General features: G+C 71.6%; 16 protein-coding genes and 1 pseudogene. 5 read left to right on the top strand and 12 right to left on the bottom strand.

The genetic code is table 11. The annotated features are described in order from the left end of the window. Positions 1-4: 4 nt before the first annotated feature. Positions 5-901 carry an alpha/beta fold hydrolase gene (locus ACFC09_RS14670; protein WP_376527437.1) on the bottom strand — a complete coding sequence of 299 codons (897 nt, stop codon included), beginning with the start codon at positions 899-901 and terminating at the stop codon, positions 5-7. Between the two features lie 6 nt (positions 902-907). Between ACFC09_RS14670 and ACFC09_RS14665 the strand changes: the two are divergent. Continuing rightward, positions 908-1,279: pseudogene (locus ACFC09_RS14665) on the top strand (isocitrate/isopropylmalate family dehydrogenase); the annotation flags it as partial. Positions 1,280-1,313: 34 nt separating this feature from the next. Here the strand turns inward: ACFC09_RS14665 and ACFC09_RS14660 are convergent. Next, complete coding sequence (locus ACFC09_RS14660) at positions 1,314-2,204, bottom strand: SDR family NAD(P)-dependent oxidoreductase (RefSeq protein WP_376527434.1); 891 nt, start codon at positions 2,202-2,204, stop codon at positions 1,314-1,316. Between the two features lie 82 nt (positions 2,205-2,286). Further along, positions 2,287-3,036, bottom strand: coding sequence for an SDR family oxidoreductase (locus ACFC09_RS14655; RefSeq protein ID WP_376527431.1), 750 nt, complete (start codon positions 3,034-3,036; stop codon positions 2,287-2,289). A gap of 127 nt (positions 3,037-3,163) precedes the next feature. On the opposite strand from ACFC09_RS14655, the gene ACFC09_RS14650 reads away from it, so the two are divergent. Further along, a complete protein-coding gene (locus ACFC09_RS14650) occupies positions 3,164-3,790 on the top strand; it encodes a TetR/AcrR family transcriptional regulator C-terminal ligand-binding domain-containing protein (RefSeq protein WP_376527428.1) in 627 nt (208 codons plus the stop codon). A 141-nt stretch (positions 3,791-3,931) separates the two neighbouring features. On the opposite strand, the gene ACFC09_RS14645 is transcribed toward ACFC09_RS14650, so the two are convergent. The 4 genes from ACFC09_RS14645 to ACFC09_RS14630 form a co-directional block, all read right to left on the bottom strand. After that, positions 3,932-6,856 (bottom strand): FAD-binding and (Fe-S)-binding domain-containing protein, encoded by a 2,925-nt coding sequence (locus ACFC09_RS14645; RefSeq protein WP_376527425.1) that lies wholly within the window; start codon positions 6,854-6,856, stop codon positions 3,932-3,934. Positions 6,857-6,992: 136 nt separating this feature from the next. Next, the gene (locus ACFC09_RS14640; RefSeq protein WP_376527422.1) at positions 6,993-7,448 is read right to left on the bottom strand and encodes a RidA family protein; all 456 of its coding nucleotides are present in this window, start codon (positions 7,446-7,448) and stop codon (positions 6,993-6,995) included. Positions 7,449-7,581: 133 nt separating this feature from the next. Next, complete coding sequence (locus ACFC09_RS14635) at positions 7,582-8,709, bottom strand: mandelate racemase/muconate lactonizing enzyme family protein (RefSeq protein WP_376527420.1); 1,128 nt, start codon at positions 8,707-8,709, stop codon at positions 7,582-7,584. A gap of 74 nt (positions 8,710-8,783) precedes the next feature. Next, positions 8,784-9,548 (bottom strand): creatininase family protein, encoded by a 765-nt coding sequence (locus ACFC09_RS14630; protein WP_376527417.1) that lies wholly within the window; start codon positions 9,546-9,548, stop codon positions 8,784-8,786. Positions 9,549-9,589: 41 nt separating this feature from the next. On the opposite strand from ACFC09_RS14630, the gene ACFC09_RS14625 reads away from it, so the two are divergent. Continuing rightward, positions 9,590-10,549 (top strand): ROK family protein, encoded by a 960-nt coding sequence (locus ACFC09_RS14625; RefSeq protein ID WP_376527415.1) that lies wholly within the window; start codon positions 9,590-9,592, stop codon positions 10,547-10,549. A gap of 11 nt (positions 10,550-10,560) precedes the next feature. Here the strand turns inward: ACFC09_RS14625 and ACFC09_RS14620 are convergent, their stop codons facing one another. Genes ACFC09_RS14620 through ACFC09_RS14600 form a run of 5 tightly spaced genes read right to left on the bottom strand, consistent with a single transcriptional unit; the run spans position 10,561 to position 15,743 of the window. Continuing rightward, entirely contained in the window at positions 10,561-11,430 is an 870-nt protein-coding gene (locus ACFC09_RS14620) for an ATP-binding cassette domain-containing protein (RefSeq protein ID WP_376527412.1), read from the bottom strand. Continuing rightward, the gene (locus ACFC09_RS14615; RefSeq protein ID WP_376527409.1) at positions 11,427-12,272 is read right to left on the bottom strand and encodes an ATP-binding cassette domain-containing protein; all 846 of its coding nucleotides are present in this window, start codon (positions 12,270-12,272) and stop codon (positions 11,427-11,429) included. The genes ACFC09_RS14620 and ACFC09_RS14615 overlap by 4 nt, the downstream gene beginning before the upstream one ends. Then, positions 12,269-13,186 carry an ABC transporter permease gene (locus ACFC09_RS14610; protein WP_376527406.1) on the bottom strand — a complete coding sequence of 306 codons (918 nt, stop codon included), beginning with the start codon at positions 13,184-13,186 and terminating at the stop codon, positions 12,269-12,271. Before ACFC09_RS14610 ends, ACFC09_RS14615 begins: the two co-directional genes overlap by 4 nt. Further along, complete coding sequence (locus ACFC09_RS14605; protein WP_376527403.1) at positions 13,183-14,175, bottom strand: ABC transporter permease; 993 nt, start codon at positions 14,173-14,175, stop codon at positions 13,183-13,185. Before ACFC09_RS14605 ends, ACFC09_RS14610 begins: the two co-directional genes overlap by 4 nt. Further along, the gene (locus ACFC09_RS14600) at positions 14,172-15,743 is read right to left on the bottom strand and encodes an ABC transporter substrate-binding protein (protein ID WP_376527400.1); all 1,572 of its coding nucleotides are present in this window, start codon (positions 15,741-15,743) and stop codon (positions 14,172-14,174) included. Before ACFC09_RS14600 ends, ACFC09_RS14605 begins: the two co-directional genes overlap by 4 nt. 54 nt (positions 15,744-15,797) lie before the next feature. Between ACFC09_RS14600 and ACFC09_RS14595 the strand changes: the two genes are divergently transcribed. Together ACFC09_RS14595 and ACFC09_RS14590 are read left to right on the top strand one after the other, a co-directional pair. Then, the gene (locus tag ACFC09_RS14595) at positions 15,798-16,634 is read left to right on the top strand and encodes an IclR family transcriptional regulator (RefSeq protein WP_376527397.1); all 837 of its coding nucleotides are present in this window, start codon (positions 15,798-15,800) and stop codon (positions 16,632-16,634) included. Continuing rightward, positions 16,631-17,707 carry a serine hydrolase domain-containing protein gene (locus tag ACFC09_RS14590; RefSeq protein WP_376527391.1) on the top strand — a complete coding sequence of 359 codons (1,077 nt, stop codon included), beginning with the start codon at positions 16,631-16,633 and terminating at the stop codon, positions 17,705-17,707. The genes ACFC09_RS14595 and ACFC09_RS14590 overlap by 4 nt, the downstream gene beginning before the upstream one ends. The last annotated feature ends 163 nt before the right edge of the window (positions 17,708-17,870 follow it).

Raw genomic sequence — 17,870 nt, 5'->3', positions numbered from 1 at the left:
CGGCTCAGGGAGCCGCCGGGAGAAACGCAGCCAGTAGTTCGGCGGTCCGGGCGGGGGCTTCTTCGGGGACGTAGTGATCGCACGGCAGCGCCTGGCCGCGTACGTCCTCGGCGTATGCGCGCCAGACGTCGAGGACGTCGTAGTGGCGGCCCACGAAGCTGTGTTCGCCCCACAGGGCCAGGAGGGGGCAGGTGACGCGCCGGCCCTGGGCGGCGTCCGCGTCGTCGTGGACGAGGTCGATGCTCGCGGCGGCCCGGTAGTCCTCACACGTGGCGTGGATGGCCGCCGGGTCGGAGAAACAGCGTACGTACTCGTCCAGTGCCTGCGGGCTGAACGGGGTTCCATCCTGGTGGCGGGCGCCCATGCGGGTGCGGACCCAGAAGGCGGGGTCGGCGCCGATGAGGTGTTCGGGGATGCCGTCGCCGGCGGCGAGGAAGTACCAGTGGTAGTAGCCGAGCCCGAAGTCGGCGTCGGCGTGCCGGAAGGCGTGACGGGTGGGCACGATGTCCAGGACGGCCAGCGCCGTGACGGCGCCCGGGTGGTCCAGGGCGAGGCGGTGTCCGACCCTGCCGCCGCGGTCGTGACCGACGACCGCGAAACGGTCGAAACCCAGTTCCCGCATCACCAGGACCTGGTCGCGGGCCATCGAGCGCTTGGCGTAGGCGGCGTGGTCGGGGCCGGAGCGAGGCTTGTCGCTGTCACCGTAGCCGCGCAGGTCGGTCAGGACGACGGTGTGTCCGGCGGCGAGCAGCGGAGCCACGTGGTGCCAGATCAGATGCGTCTGCGGATAGCCGTGCAGCAGCAGCACGGGAGGCCCGTCTCCGCCGATGCGGGCATGGATGCGCACTCCCTCGGCGTCCACGGTACGACGGTCGAACTCGGGCGGGAGAAGATCGGTCATACCCCGATCACAGCAGGTGGTGGTGGCGCCGGTCCAAGACCGTTCGGCGACAATGCTTATAGGGGCCACCGTATCGCCCTCATCCCCGGCGACGGGATCGGCACCGAGGTGCTGCCTGCCGCCCGCCGGGTCCTGGACGCCGTCGGCGCCCGCTACGGCGTCGCCTTCTCCTACGACGAGTTCGGCTGGTCCTGCGAGCGCTACCTGCGAGAGGGCGCGATGATGCCCGAGGACGGCCTGGACCGACTGCGTGACCACGACGCCATCCTGCTGGGCGCCGTCGGGTACCCCGGCGTCCCGGACCACGTCTCGCTGTGGGGACTGCTGATCCCCATCCGCCGCGGCTTCCGGCAGTACGTCAACCTGCGGCCGATCCGCCGCCGTACGCGCGGCCGTGGTGGGGGCAGGGGCTTCAGGAGTGGTGCAGTTCCAGGACCTCGCCGAAGCCCATGCGGCGGACGAATTCCGTGCGGGCCTCGGTGACGGCGGCGTTGGCCTGCTCGACCTTCGAGTTCGTCAGGTCCACCACGCTGCGGAAGGGCCGTGCGCCGTACGGGAGCGCGAGGATCCGGGTGATCTCCTGCGCGACGACCACGGGGTCGGCCTCGGTGCCCGGTGTGAACAGGCTCTCGGTGGCCTGCTCGTTGCGTGCGACGAGCGGATCGAGGATCTTGTATGCTTCGGCGACCGCGGTGTCGGAGGCCCGGCTGGCCTTGGGGAAGTGGTCGGTGCCCTGGGTGAAGGGGCCGGGCATGACGATCACCGACTCGATGCCCAGCTGCGAGACCTCGTAGGAGGTCACCAGTGCCAGGGCGTCCATGGCCGCCTTGGAGACCACGTAGGGCCCGAGGAAGGGCGGCGTGGTGACCGGGGTGGTGCTGCCGACGTAGAGCAGGGTTCCCCGGCCGCGTGCCCTCATGTGGGGGAGGACGGCGCGGTTGAGCCGCTGCACGCCCAACGTGTTCACGTCGACGAGGTGGGCGATCTCCTCGGCGGTGAACGCCTCGACGTAGCCGGCCACGAGATGGCCCGCGTTGTGGATGACCACGTCCAGCTCGTCGACGTCCCCGAGCACGGTGCGTACGGCGTTGTCGGCCGACTCCTGTGAGGCGACGTCGAGTTCGATCACACGGATGTCGGCCTCCTCGGCGGCGGCCAGGTCGCGCAACTCCCGGGCGGGTTGGGCGTTGCGCCCTTCGGGGGCGCGCATCGAGGCGTAGACGCGGTGACCTGCTCGGGCGAGCGCCTTGGCCGTGAGGTTGCCGATGCCGGTGGCGGCGCCGGTGATGAGAACAGTGGACATGGGGACTCTCCTGCCGTGTGGTTCGTGGTCTGTTCGGGCCTGTTCCGGTCTGCCGGCCCACCGGTCCGCTGGTGGTCGGCGGTCAGGCGATACCGCCGTTGGCGAACAGGACCTGCCCGTTCACCCACCGGCCGTTGGCGCCGGCCAGGAAGGCGACGCTGTGCGCGATGTCCTCGGGGGTGCCGAGCCGCTCCAGGGGAGAGGCGGTGGCGAGCCGGTCGATCAGTTGCTCGCTCTTTCCCTCCAGGAACAGCGGGGTCGCGGTCGGCCCCGGGGCCACGGCGTTCACCGTGATGTCCCGGCCGCGCAGCTCGCGGGCGAGGACGAGGGTCATGGCCTCGACGGCACCCTTGGTCGCCGCGTAGGCGCCGTAGGTCGGCTGCTGCAACCGCGTGACGGACGTGGAGATGTTGATCAGCGCCCCGCCGCCGCGCAGCCGCCGCGCGGCCTGCTGGGACACCACGAACGTGCCGCGCACGTTGACCCGGTGCATCCGGTCGAACGCGTCGAGGTCCATCTCGGCCAGCGGCGCCAGCAGCATGATCCCGGCGGTGTTGACCACCACGTCGACCCCGCCGAAGCGCTCCTCGGCGGCGTCGAACAGGGCGGCCATGTCCGCGGCGTCCGCGACGTCGCCACGTACCGCGACGGCGGCGCCGCCGGTGGCCGCGATCGAGGCCACGACCTCCTCGGCGCGCCGGGCGCTGCCCGAGTAGTGCACGACCACGGACATGCCGTCGGCGGCCAGCGCGCGGGCGACGGCGCCGCCGATCCCTCCTGAACCCCCGGTCACGATGGCGACCCGGGTGGCTGTCTGGTCAACGGTGGTCATGGCGAATCTCCCTCTCGTCTATGTGGACAGTGAGTACACTAATTCATATGTAGACTGCTTGTCCATATAGTCTTTCGAGAACACCGCACCGACCGTGTCCCCACACTGGTGAATGAGGAGTACGCATATGGAGCGATCGGACACCGGGGCGCCCGCCGGCGCCCTCAAACCGGGCCGTGGCCGTCGCCGCGCCGAGGACGTCCGCCGAGCCACCCTGGCCGCGGCGGGCGACATGCTGTTCTCCGAGGGTGTGCACAGCGTGACCTTCTCCAAGGTCGCCGCCCGCGCCGGCGTCAGCAAGATGACGCTCTACAAGTGGTGGCCCTCGCCCGGCGCCCTCGCCTTCGACGCCTACTACAACGCCCTGGAGGACACCCTCGCCTTTCCCGACACCGGCGACATCAGGCGCGACCTCACCACCCAACTGCACGCGTTCGTCGACCTGCTGCGCGGCCGCGGCTCCGTGGTCGCCGAGATCATCGGGGTCGCCCAGAGCGACCCGGACGTGGCGGAGGCACTGTCGACGCACTACACCCAGCAGCGCCGCAGACTCGCCGTCGAACGCCTCGGACACGCCCGGCAGGAGGGGCAGATCCGCGAGGACGTCGACCTGGAGTCGATCGTCGACCAGCTCTGGGGCGCCTGCTACCACCGGCTGCTGCTCCCCGCGCAACCCCTGACCAGGGAGTTCGCCGATCAGCTGATCGCCAACCTGTTCCAGAGCATCACCCCGCACCGCGAGCCTCGCGCCTGAGCCCACACATCACCAGCCCCGCCGAACCCACCCGCCGAACCCACCCGCCGAACCCGCCCCACTCGCCCCGGCCGCCCCGCACGGGGCAGGTCGGGGCAGACCGGGGCGGGTCGGGACCGGCGTGGTGGCGGTGCCGGCGAGTCAGGGTCGGGTCGCCCGCTCCAGCTCGATCAGGACCGAGTGGTACGAACGCCCCGTCGCCCGGTCCATCCCGATCTCGCACATGCGGTTGGCGGAGAGATAGGCCCCGTACTCGCGGGAGTTGACCTCCGCCGCCTCCTTCGCCGTCGCCGACTCCGTCAGCTCCTTGTGGAGCATCCCGCGGTCGCCGGCGAACGCGCAGCACGCGGCGTCGTCGGGCACGACGACCTCCTCGGCGCAGGCCGCGGCGACCGTACGCAACTGGTCCACGTCACCGAGGTGTTGCATCGAACACGTCGGGTGGAGGACCGCCGAGGCGATTCGCCGCAGGACGGTCAGTTCCGGCAGCAGTTCCTCGGCCGCCCAGACGACCGAGTCGACGACGGTCAGCCGCCGGTGCCGTTCCCGGTTGGCGTCGGTGAGATACGGGACCACCTCGTGGGCGATGCCCAGCGTGCACGACGAGGCGTCGACGATCAGCGGAAGCCGGCCCGCCTCGGTCCAGTCCCAGGCGGCCGCCACGATGCGGTTGGCCATCACCGTGTTGCCGTCGGCGTACCCCTTGGAGTGCCAGATCGTCGCGCAGCACGTTCCCGCCACGTCCTCGGGGATCCACACCGGCTTGCCCGCGCGGGCCGAGACGTCGACGACGGCCCTGTGCAGCGAGGCGGTCCCGTCGCCGTGGGACTCGCCGAAGATCCGGTTGACGCAGGCCGGGTAGTAGACAGCGCTCGCTCCCGTCCGCGAGGTGCGCGGCGGTCTGCGGGCGGCGGCCGACGGGATCTCCGGCAGCCACTCGGGGACCAGATCGGGGTTCACCGCCTTGCGGGCGAGCCCGGTGACGCTCTCCAACAGCCGGTCACTGATCCTGTCGGCCGCCGCGACGGCCAGCCGCGCCGAGTTCTCCACGGTCCTGAACCGCTTCGCGGTGTGCGCCGCGACCCGCTCCTCGCGCGCGGAGTGCCGCAGATGGCGGAAGTCCCTCATCATGGCGCCGGTGTCGATGCCGACCGGACAGGCGAGTTTGCAGGTGGAGTCACCCGCGCAGGTGTCGACGGCGTCGTAGCCGTAGGAGTCGAGCAGTTCGCTCTCCACCGGCGAACCGCTGTGCTGCCGCATCATCTCCCGCCGCAGCACGATCCGCTGGCGAGGCGTGGTGGTCAGGTCCTGGCTGGGGCAGGTCGGTTCGCAGAAACCGCATTCGATGCACGGGTCGGCGACCAGTTCGACCTTGGGGATGGTCTTCAGTCCGCGCAGATGCGCCGCGGGGTCGCGGTCGAGGACGATCCGGGGGGCCAGTACCCCGTCGGGGTCGATGACCTGCTTCGTGCGCCACATCAACTCGGTGGCCCTGGGACCCCACTCCAGTTCCAGGAACGGGGCGATGTTGCGGCCGGTGGCGTGTTCCGCCTTGAGCGATCCGTCGAAACGCTCCACGGTCATCCGGCAGAAGTCGTCCATGAACGCGGCGTACCGGTCGACGTCGGACGGCTTCGACGCGTCGAAGGCGAGCAGGAAGTGCAGATTGCCGTGGGCGGCGTGGCCCGCGACGGCGGCGTCGAAACCGTGCTCCGCCTGGAGCCGCAGGAGGTCCCGGCAGGCTTCGGCGAGCCGGGACGGCGGAACCGCGAAGTCCTCCGTGATGAGCGTCGTACCCGGCGGGCGGGAGCCGCCGACGGCGGTGACGAACGCCTTGCGGGCCTTCCAGTATCCGGAGACGACCTTGGCGTCACGGGTGAACGCGTTGGTCACCGACGCGACCGGCGCGACCAGGTCCAGCCTTTCGACGACCGCGGCCGCCGCCCGCTCGTACGCCTCCCGCCCCGGTTCGTCCGGGGCCCGGAACTCCACCAGCAGCGCCGCGGTCTCCCCGGGCAGCTCGGACCAGTCCGCCGGCACGCCCTGGACGCGCACCGAGGCGCGCAGCGTGTTGCCGTCCATCAGTTCGACGGCGATCGCTCCCGCCGCGTTGAACAGCGGCACGGCAGCCGCGGCGGCAGTCAGCGAGGGGAAGAAGAGCAGCGCGGAGGAGACCATCCGGTCCAGCGGAAGGGTGTCGAAGACGACGTCGGAGATGAACCCGAAGGTGCCCTCGGAGCCGATCATCAGCCCGCGCAGGATCTGCACGGGCGTGGCACCGTCGAGGAAGGCGTCGAGCCGGTACCCGTTGGTGTTCTTGATCTCGTACTTGGCGCGGATCCTGGCGGTGAGCGCCGGGTCCGCCTCGATCTCCGCCTTGAGGGCGAGCAGCCCCTCGCACAGCTCCGGTTCGGCCCGCGCCAGCGACTCGTCCGCCCCCGGATCGGCCGTGTCGACGACGGTGCCGCTGGGCAGCACGAAGGTCAGCGAGGCGACGGTGCGGTACGCGTTGCGGGTGGTGCCGGCCGTCATCCCGGAGGCGTTGTTGGCGACGACCCCGCCGACCGTGCAGGCGATGGCGCTCGCCGGATCGGGGCCCAGCAGCCGGCCGTACCGGGCGAGGGTGGCATTGGCACGCATGATCGTGGTTCCGGGGCGGACCCGGGCCCGCGCGCCGTCGTCCAGGACCTCGATGCCCGTCCAGTGGTGGCGGACGTCGACGAGGATGTCCTCGCCCTGCGCCTGGCCGTTCAGACTGGTGCCGGCCGCCCGGAAGACGACCTCGCGCCCGTTGCGGCGCGCGTACGACAGGACCGCCGAGACGTCGTCGATGCTCTCCGGGACCACGACGACCTGCGGGACGAACCGGTAGGGGCTCGCGTCGGAGGCGTACTTCACCAGGTCGGAGACCTTCCACCGGACCTTGTCGGCACCCAGCAGGGCGGTCAGTCCGTCGCGCAGCGGGCCGGGCGTGCCCGCCGCCCGGCCGTCGGGGAGCCGGTCGGGGGCCGCGGCCCGGTCGGCATCGGGACGGAGGGCTTCTGGCCTGGGCTCCAGCAGCGGCATGACGTGGGTCTCCTCGGTGGACGGGTGTGCCCCTCGGGCAGGGGCGCTCGGTGGGGGCCCGGCCGGGTGCCCGGTGCCGGGCGGCGCGGTCCGACAGGCACGGCGCGCCGCCCGGCACCGGTACGGCCGCGGCAGGTCAGTCGCTTTCGGTGCGATCGTGCAGCACGGCCACCACATCGATCTCGACGAGGATGTCCATCAGGTCGGACCCGACCGTGGTCCGCACCGGGTAGGGCTCGGTGAAGAACTCCCGGTAGGCCGCGTCGTACTCGGCGAAGTCCCGTTTCAGGTGCTGTAGGTGTGCGGTGACCTTGACGACGTCCTGCTGGGTCAGACCGCGCTCGGCGAGTACGGCGCGGAGGGTGCGCAGCACCTGCGCGGTCTGTGCGCCGACCCCTTCCGGTACCGCGCCGGTGTCCGGGTCCTGCGGTCCGAACCCGGCCGTGTACAGGAACCCGCCCGCCACCACGCCCTGGGAGTAGGCCCCGGCAGGACGGGGAGCACCGGCGGTGCGCACGGCTTCCTTGCCCGTACGTCCTCCCACACGTCCTCCCTCGCGACCCTCCGTACGTCCTCCCTCGCGTCCCTCCATATGCCCTTCCCCACGTTCTCCAGGACGTCGTTCCACCGGCCCTCCGACACGTCCCGTGCTTCCCATGCTTCCTACGCCTCCCACGCCTGTGCCGCCTCCCCCCTGTGTACCGTCTCGTCTCCCGTGCCGCCGCTCATCCCGTCAGGTCGCCTTCCCGCTCGTTGACCGCGGCGTAGTGCGTGAGCTTGTCCTCGTCCACGGTCACCCCCAGGCCGGCTCCGGTCGGCACCCGCAGCCTGCCGTTCTCCAGGTGCAGCGGCTCGATGATGTCGTCCGCGTGCAGGTAGTACATGCTGTCGATGGCCCGGGACAGCACCGGTGTGCTGGCGACGACGGCCAGATGCGCGGCGGTCGCGATGCCGAGTTCGCCGCCGCTGTGCAGGTTCATGCCGAGGCCGAAGGTCTCGCAGTGCGCGGCGAGCGCCTTCGTGGCCGAGATTCCGCCCCACTTGTAGACGTCACCGTGGATGACGTCCACCGCGTTCAGCCGCACGGCCGGTGCGAAGTCCTCGAAGCGGACGACACACATGTTGGTGCACAGCGGGATGCGCACCTTCGCCTTCACCTGGCTCATGCCCTCGATGCCGACGCACGGGTCCTCCAGGTACTCCAGGTCCAGGGCTTCGAGGGCGATCCCGGCGCGTACCGAATCGGGAACGGACCAGGCCGCGTTCGGATCGACCCGCAGGTTCACCTCGGGCAGCGCCTCGCGCAGCGCACGCAGGATGGCGACATCGCCGGCCGCGTCCCTCGTGCCCTTGAGCTTGACGGCCTCGAAGCCGCCCTCCGTCACGACCCGCAGGGCGTGTGCGGCCAGTGCCTCGGGCAGCGCCGCCCCCTCGGCGCCGGGCGCGTCCGCCCGGGTGATGAGCGCGGTGATCGGGACCTCGTCGCGCACGGCGCCGCCCAGCAGATCGGTGACCGACTGCTCGGTGGCCTTGCCCATCGCGTCCCAGCAGGCGACGTCGACGGCCGCGATGGCGGCGTAGCCGAGGTAGCCGTGGAAGAACGGCACCATGTGCTGTTTGCGGTGGAACGCCTCCAGCGCGAACGGGCTGGTGCCGATCAGGTCGGCGGCCATCGACCGGACGATCGCGGCGACCGGCCTGCCCCACATCGTCTCGCCCCAGCCCTCGACGCCCTCGTCGGTACGGATGCGCACGACGGTACGGGTCTCACCCGTCTTGGTCTCGAACGAACTGGTGAAGGGATTGACCAGGGGGAGGTTGACGACCCATACGTCGACGTCGGTGATCTTCATGTCTGCTCCTCGAATCGTGGGACGGCCCCTTCGCGCGGGGCGGCGGCCGTCGGGGGAGGCCGTTGTCGCCGGCCTCACTGCGTCGCGGCGTCGAATGCCCGGATCGCGCGGGCCAGTCCTCGTGCCCTGTCGTCCAGCAGCGCACCGCCGGGTGCGGCGTCCGCGCCGGACGGGTCGTCCGTCGAGCCGCCCACCCGCGCCCACTCCCCGTGGCGCTCCACGGTCAGGCCCGGGTAGGGCGGTGTGTCGAACAGGGGAGGCGGTACGACGGGTGCGCGGGCGGGTACGGGAGTGCGGACCAGCTCCGGACGGGCCGCCAGCATCAGCGACGTCTCGAACCAGCCGGCGTGGCCCGGCGTGACGTCCGGCCGGCCCGCCTCGCTCTCACCCGAGGTGAGCGTCCAGTACGAGCAGGCGGCGACGGAGACCTCGGCGCGCAGCGCGAACCGCTTCACGGCCAGGCGCATGATCTCGTCGTTGCCGCCGTGCCCGTTCACGATCATGACGCGGCGGTGTCCGCTGGTCACGAGCGAGTCCAGGACGTCGTCGAGGACGGCGCCCAGCGTGGCGGCGGAGAGCGAGACGGCCGCGGCGAACAGGTGGTGGGGGCTGTGCCCGAAGGGCAGGGCGGGCAGCCGTACCACGTCGGGGCCCGCCGCCTCCCGCGCGAACAGGTCCAGTGCCCGGTCGACGACCGCCTCGACCAGGAGGGTGTCGGTCCCCATCGGGAGGTGCGAGGCGTGCTGCTCCTGCGAACCGATGGGCAGCAGGGCGATGCCGTTCTCACCGGCCTGCCGCACCTCGCGCCAGGTCAGTTCGTTCAGTCTCAGTTGACTCACGGTGCTACCTCTCCGAAACGGGTACGTGGCAAAGTCGGCGCATGGTCCACAAACGTTCTCCGTTGCGACTGGTGCCCGAGCCCGCGCCGCAACGGACCGCACCCCGTGCCCCGCAGCGGCTGGGGGCCGTCGAGCTGGTACCGGGCCGGGTCAGGGCGGCGGTGCTGTCCGTCGCGGGGCAGATCCTGCACCGCGTCGAGACGTCGTACGACGCGGCCACCGCGACCGCGGCGGACATCGACGCGGCCCTGACCGGGGCCACCGCGTTCTTCGCCGACCACGACCTCAGGGGCATCGGGGTGGCCGCCGCCGGGCTCGTGGATCCCCCGACCGGTCTGATCCTGGAAGTCAACGACGTACCCGCGCTGCACGGATATCCGGTGAGGGAGCGGCTCGGCGCGCTCACCGGAAGGAGCGTGCGGGTGGAGCACCGGGCGAGACTCCAGGTCCTCGGCGACCGCTGGTTCGGCGCGGGCCGCGGACGGCGCACCTTCGCCTCGGTCTCGACGGGCGAGGTGCTCGGGGTGGGCGTCCTCTACGACGGCGAGGTGCTGGCTCCGCCCGGTGGCCGCAGCGGCGCGCACATGACCGTGGCGGCCAGCGGTGAGCCGTGCACCTGCGGCAGCCGCGGCTGCTGGAAGACCCTCGCCACCAGCGGCTGGCTGCGGGCCCGCGCGCAGGCCGCGGGACTCGGGGCCGGCCTGTCGCTGGAGGCGCTGGTCAGGCGCGGGGACGGGCCCGCCGGGCGGGTGGTGGAGGAGTACGCGCACAACCTCGCTCTGGGCCTGGTCAACGTGCAGCAGTTGTTCGCGCCCGGCCTCTTCATCCTGCACGGTGAGGCACGCGAGGGCGGTGCGGGATTCCGCACGGTGGTCGAGGAACGGCTGCGTGCCGCCGTCGCCTTCGGGGGCGCCGAGCAGCCGCGGGTGCTGGTGAGCGAGGCCGCCGTGGACGACGTGGCGCTGCTCGGCGGCGCCGGACTCGTCCTCTCGCAGCCGTAGCGCGTGGCCCGTCATCGGCCGTCTTCGCCGGTGCGGGGCGTGCGGTCGGCGGCCCGGCGGCCCCGGCGCGGGTCCAGGACCGGTACCGCGTCCAGCAGTTGCCGCGTGTAGGGGTGCTGGGGACTGCGGAACACCTGTGCCGCCTCGCCCACCTCGACCAGGCGGCCGCGGCGCATCACCGCGACCCGGTCGGCCACCTGCCGTACGACGGCCAGGTTGTGCGATACGAAGACGTAGGTCAGGCGAAGCCGCTGCTGCAACTCCGCCAGCAGGTCGAGGACGGTGGCCTGCACGGACACGTCCAGTGCGCTGGTGGGTTCGTCGAGGACCAGGAGGCGGGGCTCCAGCGCGAGTGCGCGGGCGATCGAGACGCGCTGGCGCTGGCCGCCCGAGAACTCGTGCGGGTAGCGGTCCTGGACGCCCGCGTCCAGGCCGACGGCATCGAGGAGTTCCCCGACCCGTTGCCTGGTCCGTGCCCTGCCGCGCCGCCCGCGGGCCGCCGGGTCATGGGTGACCAGCGGCTCGGCGACGATGTCGGTGATCCGCATGCGCGGGTTCATGCTGGAGTACGGATCCTGGAACACGACCTGCATCTGGCGGCGTACGGCGCGCAGCTCGGCCGCGGAGAGCCCGGCGAGGTCCCGTCCGTCGAAGCGGACGCTGCCCGCGGTGGGTTCGAGGAGCTTCAGCAGCAGCCGGGTCAGGGTGGTCTTGCCGCAGCCGGACTCGCCGACCAGCGCCAGGGTCTCGCCCTCGTGGACGTCGAGTGACACGTCGTCGACCGCCACGTGCACCGTCCTGCCGCCGAACTCCTTGCGGAGGCCGCTCAGTTGCAGCAGGGGGCGACCGGTGGGCGTCGGGGGCGCGGTTTCGGTGCTCACACCGCCTCCAATCGTGGGGTGGCGGCCAGCAGCCTGCGGGTGTAGTCGTCGGCCGGCCGGTCGAAGACGTCCACGACATCGCCGCTCTCGACGACTTCGCCCTTGTTCATGACCACGGCCCGGTCAGCGGTCTCGGCCACCACCGCGAGGTCGTGGGTGATCAGCACGACCGCCATGTCGTGCTTGTGCTGAAGGGTGACGAGCAGGTCGAGGATCTGGCGCTGCACGGTGACGTCCAGCGCGGTGGTCGGTTCGTCGGCGATGAGCACCCGGGGGCGCGCCACCAGGGCCGTCGCGATCATCACGCGCTGGCGCAGTCCGCCGGAGAGTTCGTGCGGGTACTGCCGGTAGCGCTGGGCGGGGTCGGGGATGCCCACCTCGTCCAACGCGGCGAGCGCGGCCTCCTTCGCCGCGGCGCGGGACATGTCCGTGTGGTGCCTGAGCACCTCGGCGACCTGCGTGCCGACGCGCTGGAGCGGGTCGAGACTCGTCATCGGGTCCTGGAAGACCATGGCGATGTCATGACCTCTGATCCCGCCGAGTTGCTTCTCGGAGAGCTTCAGCAGGTCACGGCCGTCGAAGAGGATCTCGCCGCCCGCGTAGACGCACGGCGGGGTCGGGTTGAGGCCGAGGACGGAGAGCGCGGTGGCGGTCTTCCCGCTGCCCGACTCCCCGACGACGGCCAGGGTCTCGCCGGCGTGGACGTGGAGGGACACGTCCCGGACGGCGTGCACGACGGAGGTGTCGAGCCTGAAGTCGACGCTGAGGTGTCTGATCTCCAGCAGCGGCTGGGCGTCCGCCGGTCGGCGGGACGGTTCGCTTGCCGGTCGGTTCTTGGTCATCGGCGGTATGCCTTCGGGTCCGCGACGTCCCGCAGGGCGTCGCCGGTGATGTTGACGGCGAGTGAGGTGAGCATGAGCGCGATGCCGGGGAACACGGCGACCCACCAGGAGGTGCCCAGGTAGAGCTGCCCGTCGGCGAGCATGGAGCCCCAGGTGACGGTCTCCTTCGGCACGCCGAGGCCCAGATAGCTCAGGGACGCCTCCGCGACGATCGCGGCGGCCACGTGCAGGGTCCCGATGGTGGCGAGGGGCGCCAGCACGTTCGGCAGCAGGTGGCGGCGCATGATGGTGACGTCGGTGACGCCGATCGCCCGTGCCTCGGTGACGAAGTCGCGTGAGCGCAACGACATCACCTCGGACCGTACGACGCGGGCGTAGGAGACCCAGCCGGTGAAGCCGAGGACGAGGATCACGTACCAGAGCCCGGAGCCGAGGAATCCGACGATGGCGAGGGCCAGGAGGAGTGCGGGAAAGGCGAGTTGGATGTCGGCCAGCCGCATCAGCACCCGGTCGGCCCAGCCGCCGAAGTAGCCGGAGGCCAGTCCCACGGCGGTGCCGATGACTCCGGCGAGCAGTGCCGCGCCGGCCCCGACGAGCAGGGAGACACGCGCTCCGTAGATGACGCGGGAGAGTATGTCGCGGCCGAGCTGGTCGGTGCCGAGCGGATGGGCCGTGCTGCCGCCGCTCTGCCAGGCGGGCGGTCGCAGCCGCAGCAGGAGGTTCTGCGCGTTGGGGTCGTGGGGCGCGAGGAACGGGGCGAACAGGGCGGCTGCCAGCAGGAGCGCGAGCACCGCGAGTGCCGGTACGGCGGGCTTGTTGCGCAGCAGCGCCCGCAGGACGGGGGATCCGGAGCCGGCGGTCGGAGCCCCGGCAGGGGCCTGATCGGCCGCGGCGGCCGGTGACATGAGGGTCATCGTGACGTCCTCACCCTCGGGTCGAGGAAGCTGTAGGAGAGGTCGACGAGCAGGTTCACCACGACGAAGGTGGCGGCGAAGAACAGGACGGTCGCCTGGACGAGGGGGAAATCGCGGTTGGAGATCGCCTGGATGGTCAGCTGTCCGACTCCGGGCCAGGAGAAGACCTGTTCGGTGAGGATCGCACCGCCCAGCAGGCTGCCCACTTCGAGTCCGATGACGGTCACCACCGGCAGCGAGGCGTTGCGCAGTCCGTGGGTGAGCACCACCTTCAGCGGCCCGAACCCCTTGGCGCGGGCGCTGCGGATGTGATCGGAGGACAGCACGTCGATCAACGAGGAGCGCAGCAGACGCGCGACGACCGCGACGGAGTAGACGGCGAGGGTGACGGCGGGCAGGACCAGGTTGGCGAAGGTCCCGTAGCCGGAGGCGGGCAGGGCGTGCAGGCCGACGGCGAAGACCAGGACGAGCAGGATCCCGACCCAGAACGGCGGGGTGGACTGGCCGAGCAGTACGCCGGTCATCACGGCCCGGTCGGAGCCGCGCCCGCGGCGCATCGCGGCGAAGACACCCGCGGGGACGGCGATGACGAGGGTCACCGCCAGGGCCGCGGCGGCGAGTTCGAGCGTGGCGGGCAGCCGGTCGGCGAGGATCCGGCTGACGGGCTGGCCGTAGACGAGCGAGTTGCCGAAGTCGAGGCGGGGCAGCCCCCAGAGGAAATCGAGGTACTGCGTGAACAGCGGCCGGTCGAGGCCGAGGGAGGCGCGGAGCGCGCTCTCCTGTGCCGCGGTGGCGTCGGGGGGCAGCAGGATCTTCACGGGGTCGCCGGAGAGCCGTACGAGGAAGAAGGAGACGGTCGCCGTGCACAGCAGGACGAACACGGCGGTGCCGAGGCGCCGCAGGACGAACAGGGCCGGCCGTGCCGCCCGGGAGTCGCGTCGCGGCTCGGCCGCCGGGGCGGGCGGTCGGTCCAGGGTGAGGTCGCTCATCGGGAGACTACCGCGCTCTCCATGGTCAGGACACCGGCGGAGCCCGGTTTCCAGCGGGGCCGGTCGTTGCGGGCGAAGATGTTGTCGATCTGGTAGAGGAAGACGAAGGGTGCCTCCTCGCGCATCAGCCGTTGCAGGTCGGAGAAGGCCCGCTCGCGCTCCGCGGGGTCCTCGGAGAGTTCCTCGATGTCGATGAGGCGGTCGGCTTCCGCCGAGTGCCAGCGGCTCTGACGGCGGTCCCGGCGCACGTTCGACTGGACCATGCTCTCGCCGTCCAGCGTCCAGACGGTGCTGGCCGCCAGGTAGATCGGGCCCAGTGCTCCCCGGTTGTCGGAGGTGAGCCGCGCCGCGTAGGTACCGGGGTCGAGGAGGTCGACGCGTGCCTGCACCCCGGCCTCGGCCAGCAGACCGGAAAGGGCCTCCGCGACATTGGAGTCGACGTTGGACGCGGTGAGTGTCGTGGCGAAGCCGTGCGGGTAGCCGGCCTCGGCGAGCAGGGCGCGCGCGGTCTTCACCGAGCGGGTGAACGGCTTGACGGAGGCGTCGAAGCCGAAGGCGCCGCGCGGGATGAGGGCGGGGGTCTCGGTGGCCTTCCCGTCGAGCACCGCCTTGATCAGCAGGGGCACGTCGACGGCGTGGTTGAGCGCTTGGCGCACCCGGCGGTCCTGGAGCGGGCCCTTCTCCAGGGTGTTCAGGGAGAGATAGGAGGTGCGGATCCCGGTGAAGCCGTCCAGGGTGATGCCGGAGTAGCCGTCGAGCTGCTGGGCGGCGTCCGGGGTGAGGCCGGCGACGAGGTCGACGCCGCCGCTCTGCAAGGAGGCCAGTGAGGACGAGGCGTTGGGGGCCGGGCTGAAGACGAGGCCGTCGACGCTCGGGCGGCCCTGCCAGTGGCCGGCATAGGCCCGCATCCGCAGTTCGTGGTCGCGCTGCCAGCTGACGAAGGTGAACGGGCCGGTGCCGACGGGGTGTTCGGCGAATCCGGCGTCGCCGACCTCGGACAGGTGGCGGGGCGGCACGACCACTCCGCCGAACAGGGAGAGTTTGGCGGGCAGGATCGGGTCGTGCACCGTGGTGTGGAAGTCCACGGTGAACCGGTCGACGACGGTGACGTCCTCGACGTAGCGGAGCTCGACGATCGGAGACTTCGTCGCCGGGTCGAGCAGGCGCTTGATGCTGAACGCGACCGCCTGCGCGTCGCACGCCTCACCGTTGTGGAAGGTCACCCCGGGACGGATCCTGAACCGCCAGGTGCGCGTGTCGGTGGCCGCCCAGGACAGGGCGAGCCTGGGATGCAACTGGTTGTCCCGGCCGCGGGTGGTGAGCGTGTCGAAGATGTTGATCAGGACGTTCATCGACACCATGTCGCCCTGCTTCTGCGGGTCCAGCGTCTTCGGGTCCCCCGGTTGGGAGACCCGCAGGACGTTCCCGGCCCGGGTCGCCGACGTGCCGCAACCGCTCAGGAGCGCCGGAGCGCCGAGAGCCCCGATCAGCAGACCACCGGACCGCAGGACGTCGCGTCGGGGCAGAGGGATACGGTCCACGATGCGCCCCTGACGTATGCGTTCCATTAAGCAACACATCCGTTTCGTCAGATGGAATGTGGTTGCGCTAAGCTAAGCGACATGGCGAAAGCGGTCAACACCCGATCGGTCGAGCAGGAACCCGCGAAGGGCCCCGTCGACAAGGCGATGGAAGTGCTCGAAGCGCTCGTCCAGCCCGGCGGACCCCACCGGTTGGGCGAGATCGCCCGACGCACGGGCCTCGCCAAACCGACCGTCCACCGGCATCTGCGGACGATGGCGGAGTACGGTTTCGCCGAGTCCGCGGAAGGCGGCAGCTACCGTGCGGGCCCCCGGCTGCTGGGCCTGGCCGCCGCCGCCCTCAACGACGCCGCCGCCCTCGAACTCGCTCGGCCCGTCCTCGTCGACCTGCGCCGGCGCACCGGGCACGTCGCGCTCTACGCGGTACGGCACGCGTCCGACGCCGTGTACCTGGAGCAGTCCGAGCCGGCGCGCGAATACCGGATGAGCGCGCGACCGGGGCACCGATCGCCGCTCTACGCCTGCGGCGTGGGGCTCGCCATGCTCTCGGCCCTGACCGCCGAGGAGGTCGCCGCCTTCCTCCACACCTGCGCCTGCGAGGCCCGGACACCGCGCACGGTCACCGAACCGGCCGCGCTCCGCGCCCTCCTGGCGCAGGCGGCCTTGAGCGGCTACGCCGTCGAGGACGAGTACGACGAGCCGGACGTACGGTCGGTGGCGGCTCCCGTCCTGAACGCGCAGGGGCACGCCGTGGGCGCGATCGGCATCTCCGGGCTGACCTTCACCCTGGACGCCGAGAGCGTGGAGGTGTTCGGACCCATGGTGCGCGCCGCCGCCCGGACGGTCTCCGCCGGTCTCGGCGCGCGGACACCGGCCCTGGGCGTGGTGGACACGGCCGTCCGGGGTGAGCGGGGATGAGCGTCCTGCCCGAACTGATCGCCGCCGGACGTGAACAGCACGTCTACTCGGGTGCCGCCTGGTCCGTCGGCGACGCCGGCGGGCCGTTCGACCGCGGCCGGCACGGCACCCGGAGCCGGGACGGACACCCCCTGGACGGCAGTGAGCTGTGGGACCTCGCCTCGGTGACGAAACCGATCGTCGGGCTCGCGGTGATGGCGCTCGTCGAGCGCGGCACACTGACGCTCGACACCACCGTGGGCGCCTGTCTGCCCGGATACCGGGACGGCGACAAGGCAGACCTGACGATACGTCAACTCCTCACCCACACCTCGGGCATCCCCGGCCAGGTACCCCTCTACCGCGACCACCCCACCCGCGCGTCCCTGCTGGAAGCCGTACGCCTGCTGCCCCTGAGCGCGCGGCCGGGCACCCGCGTCCAGTACTCCTCGCAGGGGTTCATCATCCTCGGCCTGATCGCCGAGGCCGTGACCGGGCGGCCACTGGACACCCTGGTGGACCAACTGGTGTGCGCTCCGCTCGGCATGGCACACACCTTCTTCCGCCCCGCTCCCGAGCAGCGCGTACGGGCCGTGGCCACCGAGGACTGCCCCTGGCGCGGCCACCTGGTCGTCGGCGAGGTCCATGACGAGAACGCGGTCGTGCTCGGCGGAGTCGCCGGCCACGCCGGACTGTTCGCCACGCTCGAAGACATGGAACTGCTCGGCGCCGCACTCGTCGCCGACGGCCGGGGAATACTGCGCCCGGAAACCTTCGCCGTCATGACCGCCGCCCATACCGACCACCTCGCGCTACGGCGCGCGCTCGCCTGGCAGGGCCGCGACCCGGCCGACTCGCCCGTCGGAACCGCCTTCGGCCCGGACTCGTACGGACACACGGGATTCACCGGCACCAGCCTCTGGATCGACCCCGCCGCGAAGCGCTACGCCGTGCTGCTGACCAACCGCGTCCACCCGACCAGGCACGGCGACGGGATCACCACCGTACGCCGCGCGTTCCACGACGCCGCCGCGGCGCTGCCCGCCCCCGCACGGGCCGACGTGGAGCGGCGCCCGCGTGCCACCGGGTGCTGATCGGCTCTCGCCCCGCAACGGCACGTTCGCTGGTGGGCACGCACACACACCCTGCGTCACGGGGTCGGACCTGACCGTGGTGGCGGTGGTCGCGTAGGACGGGGCGGCAGGCGCCGGGCGGAAACCGGTCCCGCTCTCGAACACTGTTCAAGCACCTCGACGG

It is taken from the genome of Streptomyces sp. NPDC056161, from assembly GCF_042268025.1.
GTDB lineage: Bacteria > Actinomycetota > Actinomycetes > Streptomycetales > Streptomycetaceae > Streptomyces.
The sequence above is the reverse complement of the archived record's forward strand: the minus strand, read 5'-3'. Positions and strand labels throughout refer to the sequence as shown.

Bases quoted from the DNA above. Each gene is read 5' to 3' on its own strand.
- ACFC09_RS14670 (WP_376527437.1), bottom strand. From the start codon at position 901: ATGACCGATCTTCTCCCGCCCGAGTTCGACCGTCGTACCGTGGACGCC.
- ACFC09_RS14660 (WP_376527434.1), bottom strand. From the start codon at position 2,204: ATGTCCACTGTTCTCATCACCGGCGCCGCCACCGGCATCGGCAACCTC.
- ACFC09_RS14655 (WP_376527431.1), bottom strand. From the start codon at position 3,036: ATGACCACCGTTGACCAGACAGCCACCCGGGTCGCCATCGTGACCGGG.
- ACFC09_RS14650 (WP_376527428.1), top strand. From the start codon at position 3,164: ATGGAGCGATCGGACACCGGGGCGCCCGCCGGCGCCCTCAAACCGGGC.
- ACFC09_RS14645 (WP_376527425.1), bottom strand. From the start codon at position 6,856: ATGCCGCTGCTGGAGCCCAGGCCAGAAGCCCTCCGTCCCGATGCCGAC.
- ACFC09_RS14640 (WP_376527422.1), bottom strand. From the start codon at position 7,448: ATGGAGGGACGCGAGGGAGGACGTACGGAGGGTCGCGAGGGAGGACGT.
- ACFC09_RS14635 (WP_376527420.1), bottom strand. From the start codon at position 8,709: ATGAAGATCACCGACGTCGACGTATGGGTCGTCAACCTCCCCCTGGTC.
- ACFC09_RS14625 (WP_376527415.1), top strand. From the start codon at position 9,590: ATGGTCCACAAACGTTCTCCGTTGCGACTGGTGCCCGAGCCCGCGCCG.
- ACFC09_RS14615 (WP_376527409.1), bottom strand. From the start codon at position 12,272: ATGACCAAGAACCGACCGGCAAGCGAACCGTCCCGCCGACCGGCGGAC.
- ACFC09_RS14610 (WP_376527406.1), bottom strand. From the start codon at position 13,186: ATGACCCTCATGTCACCGGCCGCCGCGGCCGATCAGGCCCCTGCCGGG.
- ACFC09_RS14605 (WP_376527403.1), bottom strand. From the start codon at position 14,175: ATGAGCGACCTCACCCTGGACCGACCGCCCGCCCCGGCGGCCGAGCCG.
- ACFC09_RS14600 (WP_376527400.1), bottom strand. From the start codon at position 15,743: ATGGAACGCATACGTCAGGGGCGCATCGTGGACCGTATCCCTCTGCCC.
- ACFC09_RS14595 (WP_376527397.1), top strand. From the start codon at position 15,798: ATGGCGAAAGCGGTCAACACCCGATCGGTCGAGCAGGAACCCGCGAAG.
- ACFC09_RS14590 (WP_376527391.1), top strand. From the start codon at position 16,631: ATGAGCGTCCTGCCCGAACTGATCGCCGCCGGACGTGAACAGCACGTC.